The sequence below is a fragment of the Streptomyces sp. NPDC058307 genome, from assembly GCF_042880295.1.
In the GTDB taxonomy this organism is placed as follows: domain Bacteria; phylum Actinomycetota; class Actinomycetes; order Streptomycetales; family Streptomycetaceae; genus Streptomyces.
Genome location: NZ_JBHVYZ010000019.1, coordinates 70,105 through 87,807, shown reverse-complemented (window position 1 = coordinate 87,807; position 17,703 = coordinate 70,105). Strand labels below are relative to the sequence as shown.

The window sequence follows — 17,703 nt, the reverse complement described above, 5'->3', positions numbered from 1 at the left end:
GTGTTTCACGTGAAACATCACTCAGCGATGAAGTCCTCAAGGTCGCGGACGATCGCGGCCTTCGGCTTGGCACCGACGATGGTCTTGGCGACCTCGCCGCCCTGGTAGACGTTCAGCGTCGGGATGGACATGACGCCGTACTTGGCGGCGATGCCCGGGTTCTCGTCGATGTTCAGCTTGACGACCTCGATCTTGTCGCCGTACTCGGCGGCGATCGCCTCAAGAGACGGCGCGATCTGACGGCACGGCCCGCACCAGGCGGCCCAGAAGTCCACCAGGACGGGCTTGTCGCTCTTCAGGACGTCCTGCTCGAAGGAATCGTCGGTCACGTTCTTGAGGGTGCCGGCCACGGCGGGCTCCTTAACTGGGTTGGTGCGGTGGGGCGGGATGGGGGTCAGACAGCGGTCTTCTCGGGCTCGGCCTTCTCTTCGTCCGCGAGGGCGGCGAGGAAGCGCTCGGCGTCGAGAGCAGCGGCACAGCCGGTGCCGGCCGCGGTGATCGCCTGGCGGTAGGTGTGGTCGACCACGTCACCGGCGCCGAAGACACCGGTCAGGTTGGTGCGGGTCGAAGGCGCTTCCACCTTCAGATAGCCCTCACCGTCCAGTTCGAGCTGGCCCTTGAAGAGCTCGGTGCGGGGGTCGTGGCCGATCGCGATGAACAGGCCGGTGACCGCCAGGTCCGAGAGTTCGCCGGTCTTGAGGTTGCGCAGCTTAAGGCCCGAGAGCTTCGGGTCGCCCTGGATCTCGGCGACCTCGCTGTCCCACACGAACTTGATCTTCGGGTCGGCGAAGGCGCGCTCCTGCATCGCCTTGGAGGCGCGCAGAGTGTCACGACGGTGGACGATCGTCACGGACTTGGCGAAGCGGGAGAGGAAGGTGGCCTCCTCCATCGCTGTGTCACCGCCGCCGATCACGGCGATGTCCTGGTCCTTGAAGAAGAAGCCGTCACAGGTGGCGCACCACGAGACACCGCGACCGGAGAGGGCGTCCTCGTTCGGCAGTCCGAGCTTGCGGTGCTGCGAACCGGTGGTGACGATCACGGCCTTCGCCCGGTGGACCGTGCCCGAGGTGTCGGTGACGGTTTTGATCTCGCCGGTCAGGTCGACACTGACGACGTCGTCCGGAATGAGCTCAGCACCGAAACGCTCCGCCTGGGCGCGCATGTTGTCCATGAGCTCGGGACCCATGATGCCGTCCTGGAAGCCGGGGAAGTTCTCCACCTCGGTGGTGTTCATCAGCGCGCCACCGGCGGTGACGGCGCCCTCGAACACCAGCGGCTTCAGCGACGCGCGCGCGGTGTAGAGCGCCGCCGTGTAGCCGGCGGGCCCGGAGCCGATGATGATCACGTTTCGGACGTCGCTCACGGCTTGGTTCCTCGTCTCTGGACTGCGTCGTCGGACCGGTGGAGCCCCTCGCAGAACTCTCACCCCACCCAACGGATCCTAAGGGGCGCGCATTCCCGGTGTGTCCGGGCACACGGAGAGGCCACACCGTACGGATTACCACGCAGGGCGAAGACGAAGCGTGACCACTCAGGGACGCGCGTAGGACCGTTCCAGTAGAACCTTCGCAGTGCCCTTCGGGGCGACCTTCACGCACGACGCATCCACGAGGTAGGCGGTGACCCGGGTGCTGTCGGAGGGATCACGCAGCACGACGAGAAGCGCGTCCATGCCCTTGTAGAAGCCGGCCTCGGTCGCGAGCGGCGAGTCACTGCGGTTGATGCCGTTCTGGATGCACGGGGGAACCTCGGGCGTCATGAAGGGGCGGGGATCCTCGGAGCCGGGAATGCTTGCCGCGCCCATGCTGGTGTGCGGAGCCCGAGACCCGCCGGTCGCACTCTTCTTCTCGGTGAGAAGTGCCGAGACCTGCTTCCTCAGGCCGCTCGCGGAGAAGGTGTCGGCGGAGGTGGTCGCCCGTCCGTGTGCCGAGTCGGTCGGCTTGCCGTCATCCAACGACGACAGCAGAACGGAGCCGAATCCCAGGGCGGCGACGGTGAAGACGGCTCCGAGGACGGCAACCTTGCGACGTCCGTCCCGCCTGCGGTCCTTGCGGCCTGGTCCGGTGGTGGCAGTACGGGCATGTCCCGTGGGGCGGTCGGGGGTAGGCGATGTTTCACGTGAAACATGCGCACTCTCGACCGGCGCCGGTGCGTTCATGGCCCCGGGAGCAGTTGCCTGCAGGAGAGCCTCTGCGGCGAGGGCGGCGTCGATCCTGCCGGCGACGTCGGCGGGCATGCGAGGCGGCCCCGGCAGCGTGCCGAGCAGGCCGCGGATCTCCTCCAGCGAAGCGTGAACGTCCGCGCAGAGTTCGCACTCGTCCAGATGCCGACGTAGGTCCGCAGTCCTGGAAGGGGACAGGATGCCTTCGGTGAGGTCGGAGATCTCCGCGACATCCGGGTGCCCGGCTGTGTCTGTCGTGGAAGTCACGCTCGCCCACCTCCGCCCTTCACTGCAGCTGAATCGCTTGATCCCGGATCTGGCGGGCCTCCCGACGGAGGTCCCGCTGCGGGTGGGACGGATGTCCCCTGCGCCCGGTTCCGTCCTGCGCCCGCTTCTCTGCCGTCTCCGGTGTTTTCCGGCCGCAGATGGGTGAGAAGCGGGAGCAGTCTGGCTCTGCCTCGGGCGCAACGGCTCTTTACCGTCCCCGTCGGCACGTCGAGCACGCGGGCGGCCTCGGCGACGGGGTAGCCCTGCATGTCCACCAGAACGAGGGCGGCGCGCTGGTCGGGCGGGAGAGTGCCGAGGGCTTCCACGAGTTGGCGGTGGAGGTCGTTGCGCTCCGCGGGCGCCGAGGCGGACTCGTGCGGCTCCAGGAGCTGCTCAAGGCGCTCGGTGTCGTCCACGGGGGACGTCTTGCGGGAGGCTGCCTTTCTGGCCCGGTCCAGGCAGGCGTTCACCGTGATCCGGTGCAGCCAGGTGGTGACCGCCGACTGCCCCCGGAAGGTGTGCGCGGCCCGGTAGGCGGACACCAGCGCGTCCTGAACGGCGTCAGCGGCTTCCTCACGGTCCCCGAGCGTGCGGAGGGCGACGGCCCAGAGTCGATCCCGGTGCCGCCGCACGAGCTCGGCGAAGGCGTCGGGGTCGCCCTCTACATGACGGGCCAGGAGGTCCTGATCGCTGGTGTCGCCATACGCGGTGTCATCTGCCATCGGACCCCCTCCTCAGCCTTAACTGGTGACCTTGATGTCCGCCACCCGGCCGCGGTAGGTGCCTTGCTCTGTCAGGGGCAACTTGGTCAGCCACACCAGAAGGTAGCGGGACTTCACCGTCTTGTCCGGCTTGAGGGGGACACCCGTACCGGAGCCCTCGGCGACCTTGGTGTAGGCGTCGAAGCTGGTCGGCCGGGAACTCGCGTCGCTTGAGGCGGCACGCAGTTCGACAGAGGTGTCGCCCATGAACGTGACGGTGACCTTGCCGATGTCCTGGACCTTGCCGAGGTCGAGAATGATCCCGAGGCCCGGCTTGAGGTTCCCGAAGTCGGCGCCCTCGTAGAACTTCGTCTCCCAGTACGACGAGGTGTCGTTGTCGTAGGCCTTCTTTATGTCGTTCGGCTTCTCGGATCCGTCGCCGAACGGGTCGAAGTCGTATCCCTTGGCGATGGTGATCGGAGTGCTGGCCGCCTTCGTCGGGCTCTTGTCGCCGTCATCGGTCGTCTGGGTCTGGTTCTCGTCCGACGTGCCGCCCCGGTCCATCAGCGCGTCCGCGAGCTGCCAACTTCCGAGGCCCAGCGCGGCGATGAGGAGGGCGGAGACCGCCCACTTCAGGGCCCGGCCCGTGCGGCTCTGCAGCGGCGGTGGCGGGGACGGTACGGGCTGGGTGACACCGGGATGCGGTGCCGGGCGGCCGTATGTGCCCTGTTGGTACGTCGTGTGCTGGTACTCGGGCGGGGCCGTGAACGCCGGCTCCGGCGGGCGGATGCGGGGCATCTCACCGATCGCCTTGACCAGTTCCTCGGGCGTGGTGCACGCCGACTCGTGCCGTGAGGCGGTCGCACCGTCGTTGGCGAGCGCCCGCATGGACAGCTCGGACAGCCCGCGGTGGACACCCGCCCGCACCTGGTCGGGTGCGATGAGGCCGACGTCCTTGGGCAGACCGGCCAGACCGTAGGCATCGTTCTCGTACGGCCACCGCTGGGTGAGCGCCGCGTACAGGAGCGCGCCGATCGCCTCCGTGTCCGTACGCTGCGGGGAGTCCGAACTGACGCCTCTCAGCGCGGCGTTCACGGCGAGGCCGCGGATGCGCCACTGCCCGCTCGATGTACGCAGGACCGCGTTCGGATTCAGCCGCAGATGCGCGAGCCCCTCACGGTGGGCCGCAGCCATGGCGGACGCCACCTGACTGACCATCTGGTAGGCGTCGTACACCTCCAGCGGGCCCGGGGTGAGCAGGGTGGTCAGCTCGGTGGCGTCGGGCAGCCATTCGTGGACGACGTAGACGAGGTCGTTCTCCTCGACGGCGTCCAGGACCTGGACGAAGCGCGGGTCGCCCAATAGCGCGGAGGAACGGGCCGCGGCCAGGACGGTGCGCGCCCGCGCATGGTCGGCGGGCAGGAGGTGCACGCCGACGGCCCGACGGAGTTTCTCGTCGACGGCACGCCAACTGCTGAAGCCGTCCAGACGGGTGAGGCACTCCTCGAGACGGTAGCGTCTGGCCAGTTTGTGGCCGCTGTGCAACTCCGGCGGTGACGCCTTGCCAAGACTCTCGGTCCCGCCACTCCCCTGTGCCTCGACGTCTTCCGTGTCCCGCTCCCGGTTCTTGGCCACGCCGTCGGCCGTGGACTGGTCCGCCTTGGCGGTCAGCGGTGTGTCACCGCTGGTGTCTGCCACGTCGACGGCAGCCGTGCTCCGTTCCGCCACCGTCGTTCCCTGCCTCCCCAATTCATTGCGCGCCGTGCGACGCAGAATCCAATTGTGCCCACAGTCCGCCGCTATGCACGACACACGGTGGCGGACGATGGTTGTGCGCGTACCCCTGCCTCAGCGCCCCAGACGCCCCCGGACCATGCCGACCAGTGAGTTCAGCTCCTCGATCCGCATCTTGCGCGCGGCGACGAAGAAGGTCCCGAGCAGAACCGCTCCGCCCGCGATCAGAGCGGCGAACGAACCGACGACTCCCTGACCGAGCGAGTGACCGATGCCGTAACAGGCTGCTCCGCTCAGGACTGTCGCCGGCACCGAGGCGATGCACAGCCGGGCGTAGGTCCGCAGGACACGGTTGCCGTCCAGGTCGCCGCCGAGGCGCTTGCGCAGCCGGTTCCAGGCGACGCCGACACCGATCGCGTAGGCGAGACCGTAGGAGGCGGCCATGCCGACCACGGCCCAGCGGGGCGGCAGCAGGGCGTAACAGGCGGCGGAGGCGGCGGCGTTGACGGCCGCCACGATGACGGTGTTGTAGAAGGGCGTCCGGGTGTCCTCGTAGGCGTAGAAGGCCCGCAGGACGACGTACTGGACCGAATAGGGGATCAGGCCGAGGCCGAAGGCCATCAGCATGTACCCCATGTTCGTGGCGGCGCCGGTGCTGGAGGCACCGAAGATCAGCGTGCACATGGGGATGCCGAGGGCGAGGAAGCCGAAGGCGATGGGAACGATGGCGACCGCGGTGGTGCGCAGGCCCTGCGAGATGTCGTCGCGGACCGCGCCGGCGTCGTCCTCCGCGGCCGAGCGGGAGATGCGCGGCAGCAGGGCGGCCATCAGCGAGACGGTGATGATGGCCTGTGGGAGGCCCCAGATGAGCTGGGCGTTGGCGTAGGCGCTGAAGCCGGTGCCGGGGATGTTGGTGTCGGCGACGGCCGCGGTGGCGAGCTGGGTGACGACCAGGGCGCCCGCCTGGTTGGCGAGGACGAACAGGATGGTCCACTTCGCGAGCATCGCGGCCTTGCCGAGGCCGTGGCCCTTCCAGTCGAAGCGCAGGCGAGGCCGGAATCCCGTCTCCCGCAGATACGGGATCATCGCGAGGGCCTGCACCACCAGGCCGAGCAGGATGCCCACGCCGAGCAGCCGCTGCCCCTCCGGCGGGATGTTCGTGACGGTCATGCCGGAGTGCCTGGCGGTGCCGTACACCCACAGGAACATCGCGAGCGTCACGATGATGACGATGTTGTTGAGGACCGGAGTCCACATCATCGCGCCGAACTTGCCGCGCGCGTTGAGGACCTGCCCCATCACCACGTGGATGCCCATGAAGAAGATGGAGGGCAGGAAGTAGCGGGTGAAGGTGATGGCGACGTCGTTGGCCGCGGGGTTGGCCGCCACGGAGTTCGACAGGGCACGCACCAGGAGCGGCGCCGCGAACATCGTGAGCGCGGTGAGCGCGGCGAGAGCCACCATGACGAGCGTCAGGAGCCTGTTCGCGAAGGCCTCACCGCCGTCGTCGTCCTCCTTCATGGCGCGTACGAGCTGCGGCACGAAGACGGAGTTCAGGCCGCCACCGACGGTGAGGATGTAGATCATGGTCGGCAGCTGGTAGGCCACCTGGAAGGAGTCGCCCAGGACGGCGGTGCCGAGCGCCGACACGATCAGCGCCGAGCGGACGAAGCCGGTGAGCCGGGAGACCATCGTGCCGGCCGCCATCACGGCGCTCGACTTCAGCAAACCGCCTGCCTTGCCGCCCTGCTTCGCGGGGGCGGCGGAGGCCGCCTCCGCCACAGCCGACGCGGTACCGAGATTCATCGTCTCGTCGGCCGAGGGCGCGGGCGCCGCCGCGGCCTGGAACTGCGGCGTCGGTGACGGCCCGCCCGGCGCCGGCACCGACGGGGGATCCGTCGGGCGGCCGCCACGCTGCTGCTGGTCGCGGAAGAGATGCGCGAACGCGTCCGGCTCGTGGCGTTCCTCGCCGGCCTGGCTCACCAGGTCGTCGACTCCCACGAACTGGGTGGTGCGAGGGTCGTCACCGTACGGCAGATACTGCGTCGGGCCCTCCGGCTCGGGCGCCGGCGTCTGCGCCCAGACGTTCGGGTCCGGGGCGTAAGGAGACTGGGGAGGCTGGGAGTACAACGGCTGCTGCGGCTGATGGGTGCCGGGGGGCGGCGGGGGGTGTGCGGCACGGTCGTAGAGGGCCTCGGCGACCGGATCCTGGGCATGGAGGTCCTGTGCCCGGTAGGGGTCCTGGTCGTAGGCGTCCTGGAGGTACATGTCCGCGGGAGCCTGCGGCGGCACCTGGCCATGCTCGGGCGGCGGCCCCTCGGGGTGACCCGAGCTGTCCGCGCCCTGACCGCGATCACCGTCGTACGGCGCGTTCATGGTTACCCCACCTCATCGTCCCGGGCCCACCGGCCACGACATCCTCAACGGTCCACTCTCTCACCCGTGCCGGACGGGTCGGCGCTTTCCGCTGCGGTGTCCGCCGTCAGGTCACTCGGCTGCTCGGGGCCGTCGGCCCCGGACCCGGTGCCGGCCTCCTCCTTGAGACGGTCCTGTGGGCCTTCGGGGTTCTCCGGGCCGTCCACCGCTTCGCCCGCCTCGTCGTCCGGGCCGTTCTGATCGGCCTCACGGGCCGCCGCGCGCTTGCGCTGGGTGTACATCCGGAATCCTGCCAGCACCAGCAGCAGTACTCCGCCGCCGATGACCAGCATGACCGTGGCCGTGAACTCGGTGACCTTCACGTCGAACCTGACGGCCTTGCCGTAGCGCTGACCGTCCTCCGTGTACAGCTGGGCGATCACCGAGGCCTTGCCGTTGGCGTTGGCCGTCGTGGTGAACTTCACCGTCTGGCTGTGGCCGCCCGAGACCTCGACCGGCTGTTCGTAGTACGAGGAGCCGCCGATCTCGAGCCGGTTCGGGCTCAGCGAGGTCAGCCGCAGCCTCAGATGCCCCACGCCCTGCACCAGGTTGTTCTGGACCGTCACCGGGATCGTGGCGCTGCGGCCGGAGAGCTTGGTCTCCGACTTGTCGATCAGGCTCACCTGGGAGACCAGTTTGTCGAGGTAGGCCTCGACGTCTCGGCGGAAGCCGGCCGCCTCGGTGGACCGGCCCCGCCACGATGTGGACATCTCACGGTTCAGGGCCAGTCCGAAGGGGGTCACGACACGGGACTGGTAGGAGAGGATCACCTTGAAGTTGCCGAGCTTGTTCTGTGTGTTCGCGATCTGCTGGAACGCCCACTTCGGCAGCTCCTGCCTGCGCAGCGAGGAGGGGTAGGCGGACGCGGCGGGCACCTTGGTGGTGGCCTCGGGGTCGGGCTTGGCCGCGGCCGCCGCCGTGAGCTTCTGGGTCTGCGACCAGTTCCCGGCCTGCAGCGCGGTGATCGCTTCGGCCATGGCGTCGGCCTGGCTCGCCGTGGGCATGCGCTGCGGGGCGACGACGATGCTGCGCTGCTTGTCCGTCTGGAGGTCGAGGGTGAGGCTCTGGGCGAGGAACCGCTGGACGGCGAGTGTGGTGGAGGATGCCTTCGTCAGATCGCCCTGGAACGCGGTGGACAGCCGCGCGTCCGCGACGACCGCCGTGGTACCGCCGCCGATGGGGCGGGCCGCGGACGGCGTGTACGACAGTCCGGCGGTCTCCTGGAGGCTGTCGCTGCGGGCGATCACCTTGTCGGCTCCGGCGGAGGTGGCGACCTTGACGATCGACGGGTCCACCGCGCCGTTCACGGGCCAGGCGAAGTCGGTGCTCGGCGTCACGTGGAGCACGGTCCTCACCGTGGTGGCCGCGACGTCGGTGGCCTCGTCGAGATGACTGAGCGAGCCGGTGACGCTCGTGCCTTTGTGGGCCAGGGAGGCGAGGTCGGGATCGGCGAACGGAAGCGCGACGACTTCCTTGTCTTCCACCGCCTTCTGCAGCCTGGCCAACCACTGTTTGGCGAGGGCCTGGTGGGTGCCTGCGATGGTGGTGTCGCCCTCGCCCTGGATCCGGTAGCTGTGGGTCATCGCGTCGACGGACGCCAGCAGGTCGGGGTCGATCACCCAGGTGACGTCCAGGTTCTCGCCCAGGGACAGCATCTGGTCCAGTCGGCCGCCCGCCGAGATCTCCTCGGCGAGGTCGTCGTCGAGGAAGACCGGCGTCTGCTGTGCGTTCGATCCGGTCTCCGCCGTCATGTGCACGGTGGAGATCAGCGGCCACAGGAACGTCGTCCTCGTCTTCGTGTCCGCCTCGTCGGGCTGCCAGGGCAGGAACGTCCGCTGGATGCCGAGCAGGTGGTCCCACGGTTGTGCGGAGGTCTCGCCCGAGAGGGAGACGGCGAACTGGTAGGCGCCGGGGTCACCGAGATCCAACTCGTCGACCGGTACGGAGATGGAGAAGGGCTCGGCCACCCCGGGGGTCAGCTTCGCGAACTTCGCCACGTACTTGCCGCCGACCTCGGACCCCGTGGTGCCTTGGAGTGAGTCCTCGTTCTCGGTGACGGCGTCGATCGACGAGCGGGTGTTCAGCTCCGGGCCCACTTGCAGTCCCACATGGGCGGTCGTGACGGCCTGCTTGCCGTTGTTGGTCACCGTCCCCGACACGGTGACCGTGTCACCGTCCGTAGGCACGGTGGGGCTGAGTGTGTCGATCGCGACGGACACCGATCCGGAGGCGGCGGCTGCCTGAGCGGGCACCGCGGCGGAAAACTGGCACAGGCCGGCCAGCAGAGGGGCCCCCGCGAGCAGGGCCCCGGTACGCCGCAGCCAGCGGCGGGCAGGTGAGGGACTCGTCCCCTGGAAGTCTGCCGCCTCGGCCACGCGCTCGCCCGTCCCTCGTCGTCAGTGGTCGTCGGAATGTGCGTCCACGCATGGTAACGATGCGCGCTGAGGGGAAGTGCCGCGGACTGGTCCACAAGATCGGGGGACACTGCCGCACTGTCCCGAATGTGCGGATATGAAGTGGAGCGCGGTCGTGAGTCTCCGGAGCAGACCTTGTGCAGGTCCGGATGGCGAGTCTGTGCACGTTTAATGGAGGCGCCCGGTAACGCCCGGGCCACGTACCCTCTTCTGTTGTGCCGAACGCCAACGAAGACAACCTCAGTGCCCCCAGTCAGGTGCAGGACCGCGCGGTGAGCGAACTGCTTGAGCTCGCACCTGTCGCCGACGACCTCGCCCGCCGCTTCCAGGAGGCCGGGTTCTCACTCGCCCTGGTCGGCGGTTCGGTCCGGGACGCACTGCTCGGCCGGCTCGGCAACGACCTGGACTTCACCACCGACGCCCGTCCTCAGGACGTTCTGAAGATCATTCGTCCGTGGGCGGACGCCGTGTGGGAGGTCGGAATCGCCTTCGGCACCGTGGGGGCGCAGAAGGATGCCCGTGTCGGAGACGCTGTCAAGAGCTTTCAGATCGAGGTGACCACCTACCGGTCCGAGGCGTACGACCGCACCTCACGTAAGCCCGAGGTGTCGTACGGCGACTCCATCGAGGAGGACCTGGTCCGGCGGGACTTCACCGTGAACGCGATGGCCGTCGCTCTGCCGGAGAAGAAGTTCATCGACCCGCACGGCGGTCTCGACGATCTCGCGGCGCGTGTGCTGCGGACGCCGGGAACTCCGGAGGCGTCGTTCTCGGACGACCCGTTGCGGATGATGCGGGCCGCGCGCTTCGCGGCGCAGCTCGACTTCGAGGTGGCGCCCGAGGTGGTCACCGCGATGACGGAGATGTCCCGGCGCCTGGAGATCGTCTCCGCCGAGCGGATCAGGGACGAGCTGAACAAGCTCATGCTGTCCGACCAGCCGCGCAAGGGGCTGACGCTGCTGGTCGACACGGGCCTCGCCGAGCATGTGCTGCCGGAGCTTCCGGCCCTGCGGCTGGAGAGCGATGAACACCACCGGCACAAGGATGTCTACGAGCACACGCTGATCGTCCTGGAGCAGGCCATCGCGCTGGAGAAGGAAGGGCCCGACCTGACCCTCCGCCTGTCCGCGCTGCTCCACGACATCGGCAAGCCGCGCACCCGCCGCTTCGAGAAGGACGGCGGGGTCTCGTTCCACCACCACGAAGTGGTCGGAGCGAAGATGACCAAGAAACGGATGACGGCGCTCAAGTACCCCAACGAGCTGGTGAAGGACGTCTCGCGGCTCGTTGAACTCCATCTGCGTTTCCACGGATACGGCACCGGGGAGTGGACGGACTCGGCGGTTCGACGCTATGTGCGAGACGCGGGTCCGCTGCTCGACCGGCTCCACAAGCTGACCCGCTCGGACTGCACGACCAGGAACAAGCGCAAGGCGGCCGCGTTGTCGCGTGCCTACGACGGCCTTGAGGAGCGGATCTCCCAGCTTCAGGAGCAGGAGGAGCTGGACTCGATCCGGCCCGACCTCGACGGCAACCAGATCATGGAGATCCTCGGCGTGCCACCCGGCCCTGCGGTGGGTCGGGCCTACAAGCACATGCTGGAGCTTCGTCTGGAGAACGGGCCGATGAAGCACGACGAAGCAGTGGCCGCGCTCAAGGAGTGGTGGGCCGTGCAGGACTGAGGCCGTGAATCGTGGTCATGTTTCACGTGAAACATGACCACGGTGCAGCGAGGGGCGGTGTTTCACGTGAAACATCGCCCCTTCATCGTTCCGCCGCCATCTCTCGTTCTTTCGTCATCGCCACGGCGATCGCTGCGTAGAGGACGGCGACCGTGGTCACCAGGGTCGCCGAGCGGCCGTCTGGCGGCAGGATCAGGGCGGCGACGGCCGCGGCGCCCACGAAGGCGATGTTGAAAAGGACGTCGTAGACGGAGAAGATCCGGCCCCGGAACCCGTCGTCGACGCAGGACTGCACGATGGTGTCCGTGGCGATCTTCGCGCCCTGGGTGATCAGGCCCAGTACGAACGCGGCGATGAGCATGGGGGCGGTGGCGAAGGAGAGTCCGAGGGCGGGCTCCAGTACCGCGGCGGTCGCCGCGCACACGACGATCCAGCGCTCCGGCCCGAGCTTGCCGGCGGCCCACGGGGTGATGATCGCGGCAACGAAGAAGCCGGTGCCGGAGATTCCCAGTGCCAGCCCCAGCAGGGCGAGTCCGTCGTCCGGGTCGGATGTCAGGGCGTACCGGCAGAGCATCAGCACCATCACGAGCAGAGCGCCGTAACAGAACCGCATGACCGACATCGCGCCGAGCGCCCGAGCGGCCGACCGACGTGTGGGTGCGGCCAGGTGCCGTACTCCGGCGGCCAGGTCGCGGGCCGTTCCGGCGAGGGCGGCGCCGAGCCGGGGCTGGGTCGACTCACGGTCGGGGCCCAGCAGTTCCGGTGGCATGCGCAGTGCGGCGAGCGCACCGCACAGGTACAGCCCCGCTCCCAGCAGCACCACGGCCGCGTCGGAGTCGGCGACCAGCAGGCGTACGGCGAAAGCGAGGCCGCCGCCCGCGGTCGCGGCGAGCGTTCCGGCCGTCGGGGAAAAGGAGTTGGCGATCACCAGCCGTTCTTCGTCCACGACACGGGGCAGTGCGGCGGACAGGCCGGACAGGACGAAGCGGTTGACGGCGGTGACGCACAGGGCGGAGACATAGAAGAGCCGGTCCGGAACCTGGGCGAGCATCAGGACGGCCGTCGCCGATGCCAGCAGGGCGCGCACGAGATTGCCGTAGAGGAAGACCTGGCGGCGGCGCCAGCGGTCCAGGAGGACGCCGGCGAAGGGGCCCACCAAGGAGTAGGGGAGCAGAAGGACCGCCATCGCGGAGGCGATCGCGGTGGCGGAGGTCTGCTTCTCCGGGGAGAACACGACGTAGGCGGCGAGCGCGATCTGGTAGACGCCGTCAGCGCCCTGGGAGAGCAGGCGCACCAAGAGCAGACGCCGGAAGTCCCGGAGGCGGAGAAGGACACGCAGATCGCGGACGACGGACATGGGGCACAGCCTCACATACGGCGAGGGTCCCCGGGCGATACAGCCCGGAGACCCTCTGTAGCCCTGGCAGGAGCGTTTTGAGTGAGCCTTAGCGCTCGACTTCACCCTTGATGAACTTCTCCACGTTCTCGCGGGCCTCGTCGTCGAAGTACTGGACCGGCGGAGACTTCATGAAGTAGCTGGAGGCCGACAGGATCGGGCCGCCGATGCCGCGGTCCTTGGCGATCTTCGCGGCGCGCACGGCGTCGATGATGACACCGGCGGAGTTCGGGGAGTCCCAGACCTCGAGCTTGTACTCCAGGTTCAGCGGGACGTCACCGAAGGCACGGCCCTCGAGACGGACGTACGCCCACTTGCGGTCGTCGAGCCAGGCGACGTAGTCGGACGGGCCGATGTGGACGTTCTTCGCGCCCATGTCCCGGTCGGGGATCTGCGAGGTGACGGCCTGCGTCTTCGAGATCTTCTTGGACTCCAGGCGCTCACGCTCGAGCATGTTCTTGAAGTCCATGTTGCCGCCGACGTTCAGCTGCATCGTGCGGTCCAGGACGACGCCGCGGTCCTCGAACAGCTTCGCCATGACGCGGTGCGTGATGGTGGCGCCGACCTGGGACTTGATGTCGTCACCGACGATCGGGACGCCCGCCTCGGTGAACTTGTCGGCCCACTCCTTGGTCCCGGCGATGAAGACCGGGAGAGCGTTGACGAAGGCGACCTTGGCGTCGATGGCGCACTGGGCGTAGAACTTCGCCGCGGCCTCGGAGCCGACGGGCAGGTAGCAGACGAGGACGTCGACCTGCTTGTCCTTGAGGACCTGGACGATGTCGACCGGGGCCTCGGCGGACTCCTCGATGGTCTCGCGGTAGTACTTGCCGAGGCCGTCGAGCGTGTGGCCGCGCTGAACGGTCACGCCGGTGTTCGGCACGTCGCAGATCTTGATGGTGTTGTTCTCGGAGGCGCCGATGGCGTCGGCGAGGTCGAGACCGACCTTCTTCGCGTCGACGTCGAACGCCGCGACGAATTCGACGTCACGAACGTGATAGTCGCCGAACTGGACATGCATCAGCCCGGGGACCCTGGCCGCCGGGTCGGCGTCCTTGTAGTACTCGACTCCCTGAACCAGCGACGCGGCGCAGTTGCCCACACCGACGACGGCTACGCGAACCGAACCCATTCCGGTTGCTCCCTGTGTGTACGAGTGAGGCCCTGGCAGGGACCTCACGTGGCGGTGTCGCCGGGCGTATCCGGACCGGGGGTGTCCCCGGTCCGGGGCAGGACGCCCGGCGCTCCCTCTGTGGTGTTACGAGTGGGCTCTTCATGGCCGGGACCCTTCTGGTCCCGGCCGGCCCGCTCGCTCTCGATGAGCTCGTTCAGCCAGCGCACTTCGCGCTCCACGGACTCCATCCCGTGGCGCTGGAGCTCAAGCGTGTAGTCGTCGAGGCGCTCCCGGGTGCGTGCCAGCGAGGCACTCATCTTCTCCAGGCGCTCCTCCAGCCGGCTGCGGCGGCCTTCGAGGACCCGCATGCGGACGTCGCGCGAGGTCTGCCCGAAAAAGGCGAAACGAGCTGCGAAGTGCTCGTCCTCGTACGCGTCGGGACCCGTCTGCGAGAGCAGCTCCTCGAAGTGCTCCTTACCTTCCGCCGTCAACCGGTAGACGATCTTTGCGCGACGCCCTGCGAGTGGTGCGGCGAGGGCGTCCTCGGTGGTGTGCCCCGGCTCCTCGATCAACCAGCCGTTGGCGACCAGCGTCTTGAGGCAGGGGTAGAGCGTGCCGTAGCTGAAGGCACGGAACACGCCCAGTGACGTATTGAGACGTTTGCGCAGCTCATAGCCGTGCATCGGGGACTCGCGGAGCAGGCCGAGTACGGCGAATTCGAGGATCCCGGAACGCCGGCTCATCGTCGCCTCCTCGTCTGTATCTCGCACCGATGTATCGACTCGATACATCAAGACGATAGAACGCCCTTCCGGAAGGGACAAGTGGGGGGACGGTGAACGGGATCACATCAATGATTCATGCGACCCAAGTTGCCTGGTTTGGGGTGAACTTCGGAGCTCGGCGGGTTTTGACGGTGCGTAGTCTGTGCGGCATGCACACCACCGGGAACCGAGTGGCGCCTGGGGGGCGTCGCTGTCCCGGTGCGGTACGGATGAATGCGGGACCGACCACATCCGTACTTCGGGGGGACCGGAAACCAGCCGCCGTTTCCAGGCGCGCAAAGGTGCGCCTGCCCGAGGAGTAGTCGTTCGATGAGCGAGCACCGTCGCAAACCGCCGCAGCCGCAGGGAGGCGGACGTGCCGCGGCCCGACGCGGCCAGTCCAGCTCGTCCTCCGGCCGCCGCGCGGCTCCGCGTGGCGCCACCGGGTCTCTTGCCGACTCCTATGGGACGAGCTCCCAGGAGTCGGCGTCTTACGATCCGGGAGGCGAGGAACGTCCGTACGGCAGCCGTGCCGAGGCCCGCCGTGCCGCCCAGAGAAGCACGGGCGGTGGTCGCCGCAGAGGGGCGGAGCCGGGCCCCGGGGGCCGGCGCGGGGCGTCGGCGGGCCGGGGACGCGCGTCCGGTCCGGGCAGGAAGCGCCTCATCGACTACCCGCGCGCGGGCAAGTACGGCGTGGCGCGCTGGGTGCCGTCCTGGAAGCTGGTGACGGGGCTGTTCATCGGCTTCATCGGAAGCCTGGTCGCGGTCGCCGGCGTCGGTTACGCGCTCGTGAGCGTTCCGATCGTCGACAAGACCGCGACGGCGCAGAACAACGTCTACTACTGGTCCGACGACACCGAGATGGTCTCCACCGGTGGTGAGACCAACCGTCAGATCGTCAACCTCGCGCAGATCCCGAAGGCGATGCAGTACGCCGTCGTCTCGCAGGAGAACAAGACCTTCTACTCCGACAGCGGCATCGACCCCAAGGGCATCGCCCGCGCCGTGTTCAACATGGCCCGGGGCGGTGACACACAGGGTGGTTCCACCATCACCCAGCAGTACGTCAAGAACGCGCTCCTGAACGACCAGTCCCAGACCGTCACGCGCAAGTTCAAGGAGATCTTCATCTCCATCAAGGTGGGCGCCACGGTCAACAAGGACCAGATCATGGCGGAGTACCTGAACTCCGCGTACTACGGACGCAACGCCTACGGCATCCAGGCAGCCGCGCGCGCGTATTTCAACAAGGAAGCCAAGGACCTGAACCCGGGCGAATGCGCCTTCCTTTCCGCCATGCTCAAGGGCGCCACGTACTACGACCCGGCGGGCGCGACCTCCATCGATCCGGCCAATGCCAAGCCCGAGGCCAACCAGCGGCGGGCCCTGCGGCAGATGCAGGACACCCTCGACAAGATGGTCGAGTACGGCCACCTCGACGCGACGGAGCGGGCCAGGTACACCACGCTCCCCGAGTGGCAGAACCCCCGGTCCAACACCCAGCTCAAGGGACAGATCGGCTACCTGGTCGACCTCGCCAAGGCCTATCTGATCAACAACAAGATCATCAGCGCCGACCAGCTTCAGCAGGGCGGCTACTCGATCTACACGACCTTCGACAAGAAGAAGGTCGGTGAGCTCGAGGCAGCGGTCAAGAAGGTCCGCAAGGAGAACATCAACCCGAAGAAGCGCCCGGACAAGGACACCTACGTCCAGTTCGGCGGGGCATCGGTGGAGCCGGCCACCGGAGCGATCCGGGCCTGCTACGGAGGCGAGGACGCGACAACCCACTTCACCAACAACTGCGACTCGACCGGTGCCCAGGTCGGTTCGACGTTCAAGGCGTTCGTGCTCGCGGCAGCGATGAAGTGGGGAGTGCGCGATCCGGATCTGGGTGAGAGCCAGGCGCAGGACGAGCGCACGGTCGTCAACGCCAAGAGTCTGTTCAGCGGCCAGAACAGACTCAAGATCCGGAACTACGACCATTCCATCTGGAAGAACGAGAAGGGCGAGGAATGGAACCAGGAGAACGACGGCAAGCAGTCCTACGGCTCTCCGCCCAAGTACCAGATCGACCTGCGTGAGGCGATGCGGGAGTCGGTGAACTCCGCCTTCGTGCAACTCGGCATGGACGTGGGCCTGGACAAGGTGAAGGAGGCGGCCATGGACGCGGGTCTCAAGGAGAACAGCCTGGCCGGTACCAGCTTCCCGTCCTTCTCCATCGGTATCTCCGACCCCAGCGCGATCCGCATGGCCGGCGCGTACGCCACCTTCGCGGCCAGCGGCAAGCAGAACGAGCCGTACTCCGTCGAGAGGGTGACGAGCAAGGACGGCGAAGTCTTCAGGCACAAGGCGAACCCCCAGCAGGCCTTCGAGAAGAAGGTCGCCGACAACGTCACCGATGTCCTCAAGACCGTGGTCGAGGACGGCACGGGTACCAACGCCCAACTGCCCGGCCGTGAGGTGGCGGGCAAGACCGGGACCACTGACAAGAACAAGTCCGCCTTGTTCGTGGGATACACCCCACAGCTGTCCACGTCGATCATCATGTTCCGGCTGGACGACGACGAGACGAAGAAGAACCGCACGTTCCTGGAGATGTACGGAACAGGTGGCCAGGAGAAGATCCACGGTGCGTCGTTCCCGTCCGAGATCTGGCACGACTACATGGAGCAGGCACTGAAGAACGAGAAGGCGATCCCCTTCCCGACGCCGGAACCCATCGGTGAGGTCCTCAACGAGGAGCCGAGCCCGACGCCCACTCCCACGCCCAGTGAGACCGAGTCGGCCACTACTCCGACTCCGACCCCGACGCCCACCCCGACGCTCACCACCCCGACGCCCACAGCGACCGAGACCTGCCGGTTCGACTGGCAGTGCGGCAACTCGGGCGGTACGGACAACGGTGGCACCGACGGAGGTGTGACCCCGACACCAACGGCCACATCGACGGAGGGGAACGGCGGCAACACCAACGGCAATGGCAATGGCAATGGGGGTCTCTTCGGCGGTGGCTGAGGCGGCTAGTCACCAAATGCCCGGTCGAGGGTGTTTC

The 17,703-nt window shown here is 67.8% G+C and carries 12 protein-coding genes; 2 read left to right on the top strand and 10 right to left on the bottom strand.

From position 1 onward, the window contains the following. Positions 1 to 17 precede the first annotated feature (17 nt). The 7 genes from trxA to ACFVYN_RS16530 form a co-directional block, all read right to left on the bottom strand. Positions 18 to 350 carry a thioredoxin gene (trxA, locus tag ACFVYN_RS16560; RefSeq protein WP_266829638.1) on the bottom strand — a complete coding sequence of 111 codons (333 nt, stop codon included), beginning with the start codon at positions 348 to 350 and terminating at the stop codon, positions 18 to 20. A gap of 44 nt (positions 351 to 394) precedes the next feature. Further along, positions 395 to 1,363 carry a thioredoxin-disulfide reductase gene (trxB, locus tag ACFVYN_RS16555; RefSeq protein WP_389998474.1) on the bottom strand — a complete coding sequence of 323 codons (969 nt, stop codon included), beginning with the start codon at positions 1,361 to 1,363 and terminating at the stop codon, positions 395 to 397. 168 nt (positions 1,364 to 1,531) lie between these two features. Then, entirely contained in the window at positions 1,532 to 2,428 is an 897-nt protein-coding gene (locus ACFVYN_RS16550) for an anti-sigma factor family protein (protein ID WP_389998472.1), read from the bottom strand. Next, on the bottom strand, positions 2,425 to 3,150 hold the full coding sequence (sigM, locus tag ACFVYN_RS16545; protein ID WP_389998469.1) for an RNA polymerase sigma factor SigM: 726 nt from the start codon (positions 3,148 to 3,150) through the stop codon (positions 2,425 to 2,427). Before sigM ends, ACFVYN_RS16550 begins: the two co-directional genes overlap by 4 nt. 18 nt (positions 3,151 to 3,168) lie before the next feature. After that, entirely contained in the window at positions 3,169 to 4,857 is a 1,689-nt protein-coding gene (locus ACFVYN_RS16540; protein WP_389998466.1) for a protein kinase family protein, read from the bottom strand. Positions 4,858 to 4,977: 120 nt separating this feature from the next. Beyond that, entirely contained in the window at positions 4,978 to 7,239 is a 2,262-nt protein-coding gene (gene murJ / locus ACFVYN_RS16535; protein ID WP_389998463.1) for a murein biosynthesis integral membrane protein MurJ, read from the bottom strand. Between the two features lie 44 nt (positions 7,240 to 7,283). Beyond that, positions 7,284 to 9,653 carry a DUF6049 family protein gene (locus ACFVYN_RS16530; protein WP_389998461.1) on the bottom strand — a complete coding sequence of 790 codons (2,370 nt, stop codon included), beginning with the start codon at positions 9,651 to 9,653 and terminating at the stop codon, positions 7,284 to 7,286. Between the two features lie 254 nt (positions 9,654 to 9,907). Between ACFVYN_RS16530 and ACFVYN_RS16525 the strand changes: the two genes are divergently transcribed. After that, positions 9,908 to 11,374, top strand: a complete 1,467-nt coding sequence (locus ACFVYN_RS16525) for a CCA tRNA nucleotidyltransferase (protein WP_389998459.1) — start codon at positions 9,908 to 9,910, stop codon at positions 11,372 to 11,374. Positions 11,375 to 11,456: 82 nt separating this feature from the next. Here the strand turns inward: ACFVYN_RS16525 and ACFVYN_RS16520 are convergent, their stop codons facing one another. From ACFVYN_RS16520 to ACFVYN_RS16510, 3 genes are all read right to left on the bottom strand, one after another. Beyond that, on the bottom strand, positions 11,457 to 12,731 hold the full coding sequence (locus ACFVYN_RS16520; protein ID WP_389998456.1) for an MFS transporter: 1,275 nt from the start codon (positions 12,729 to 12,731) through the stop codon (positions 11,457 to 11,459). Between the two features lie 88 nt (positions 12,732 to 12,819). Beyond that, the gene (locus ACFVYN_RS16515; RefSeq protein WP_389998453.1) at positions 12,820 to 13,902 is read right to left on the bottom strand and encodes an inositol-3-phosphate synthase; all 1,083 of its coding nucleotides are present in this window, start codon (positions 13,900 to 13,902) and stop codon (positions 12,820 to 12,822) included. A 44-nt stretch (positions 13,903 to 13,946) separates the two neighbouring features. Beyond that, positions 13,947 to 14,627 carry a PadR family transcriptional regulator gene (locus tag ACFVYN_RS16510; protein ID WP_389998450.1) on the bottom strand — a complete coding sequence of 227 codons (681 nt, stop codon included), beginning with the start codon at positions 14,625 to 14,627 and terminating at the stop codon, positions 13,947 to 13,949. Between the two features lie 351 nt (positions 14,628 to 14,978). Here ACFVYN_RS16510 and ACFVYN_RS16505 point away from each other — a divergent pair, with 351 nt between their 5' ends. Further along, positions 14,979 to 17,666 carry a transglycosylase domain-containing protein gene (locus ACFVYN_RS16505; RefSeq protein ID WP_389998447.1) on the top strand — a complete coding sequence of 896 codons (2,688 nt, stop codon included), beginning with the start codon at positions 14,979 to 14,981 and terminating at the stop codon, positions 17,664 to 17,666. Positions 17,667 to 17,703: the final 37 nt, after the last annotated feature.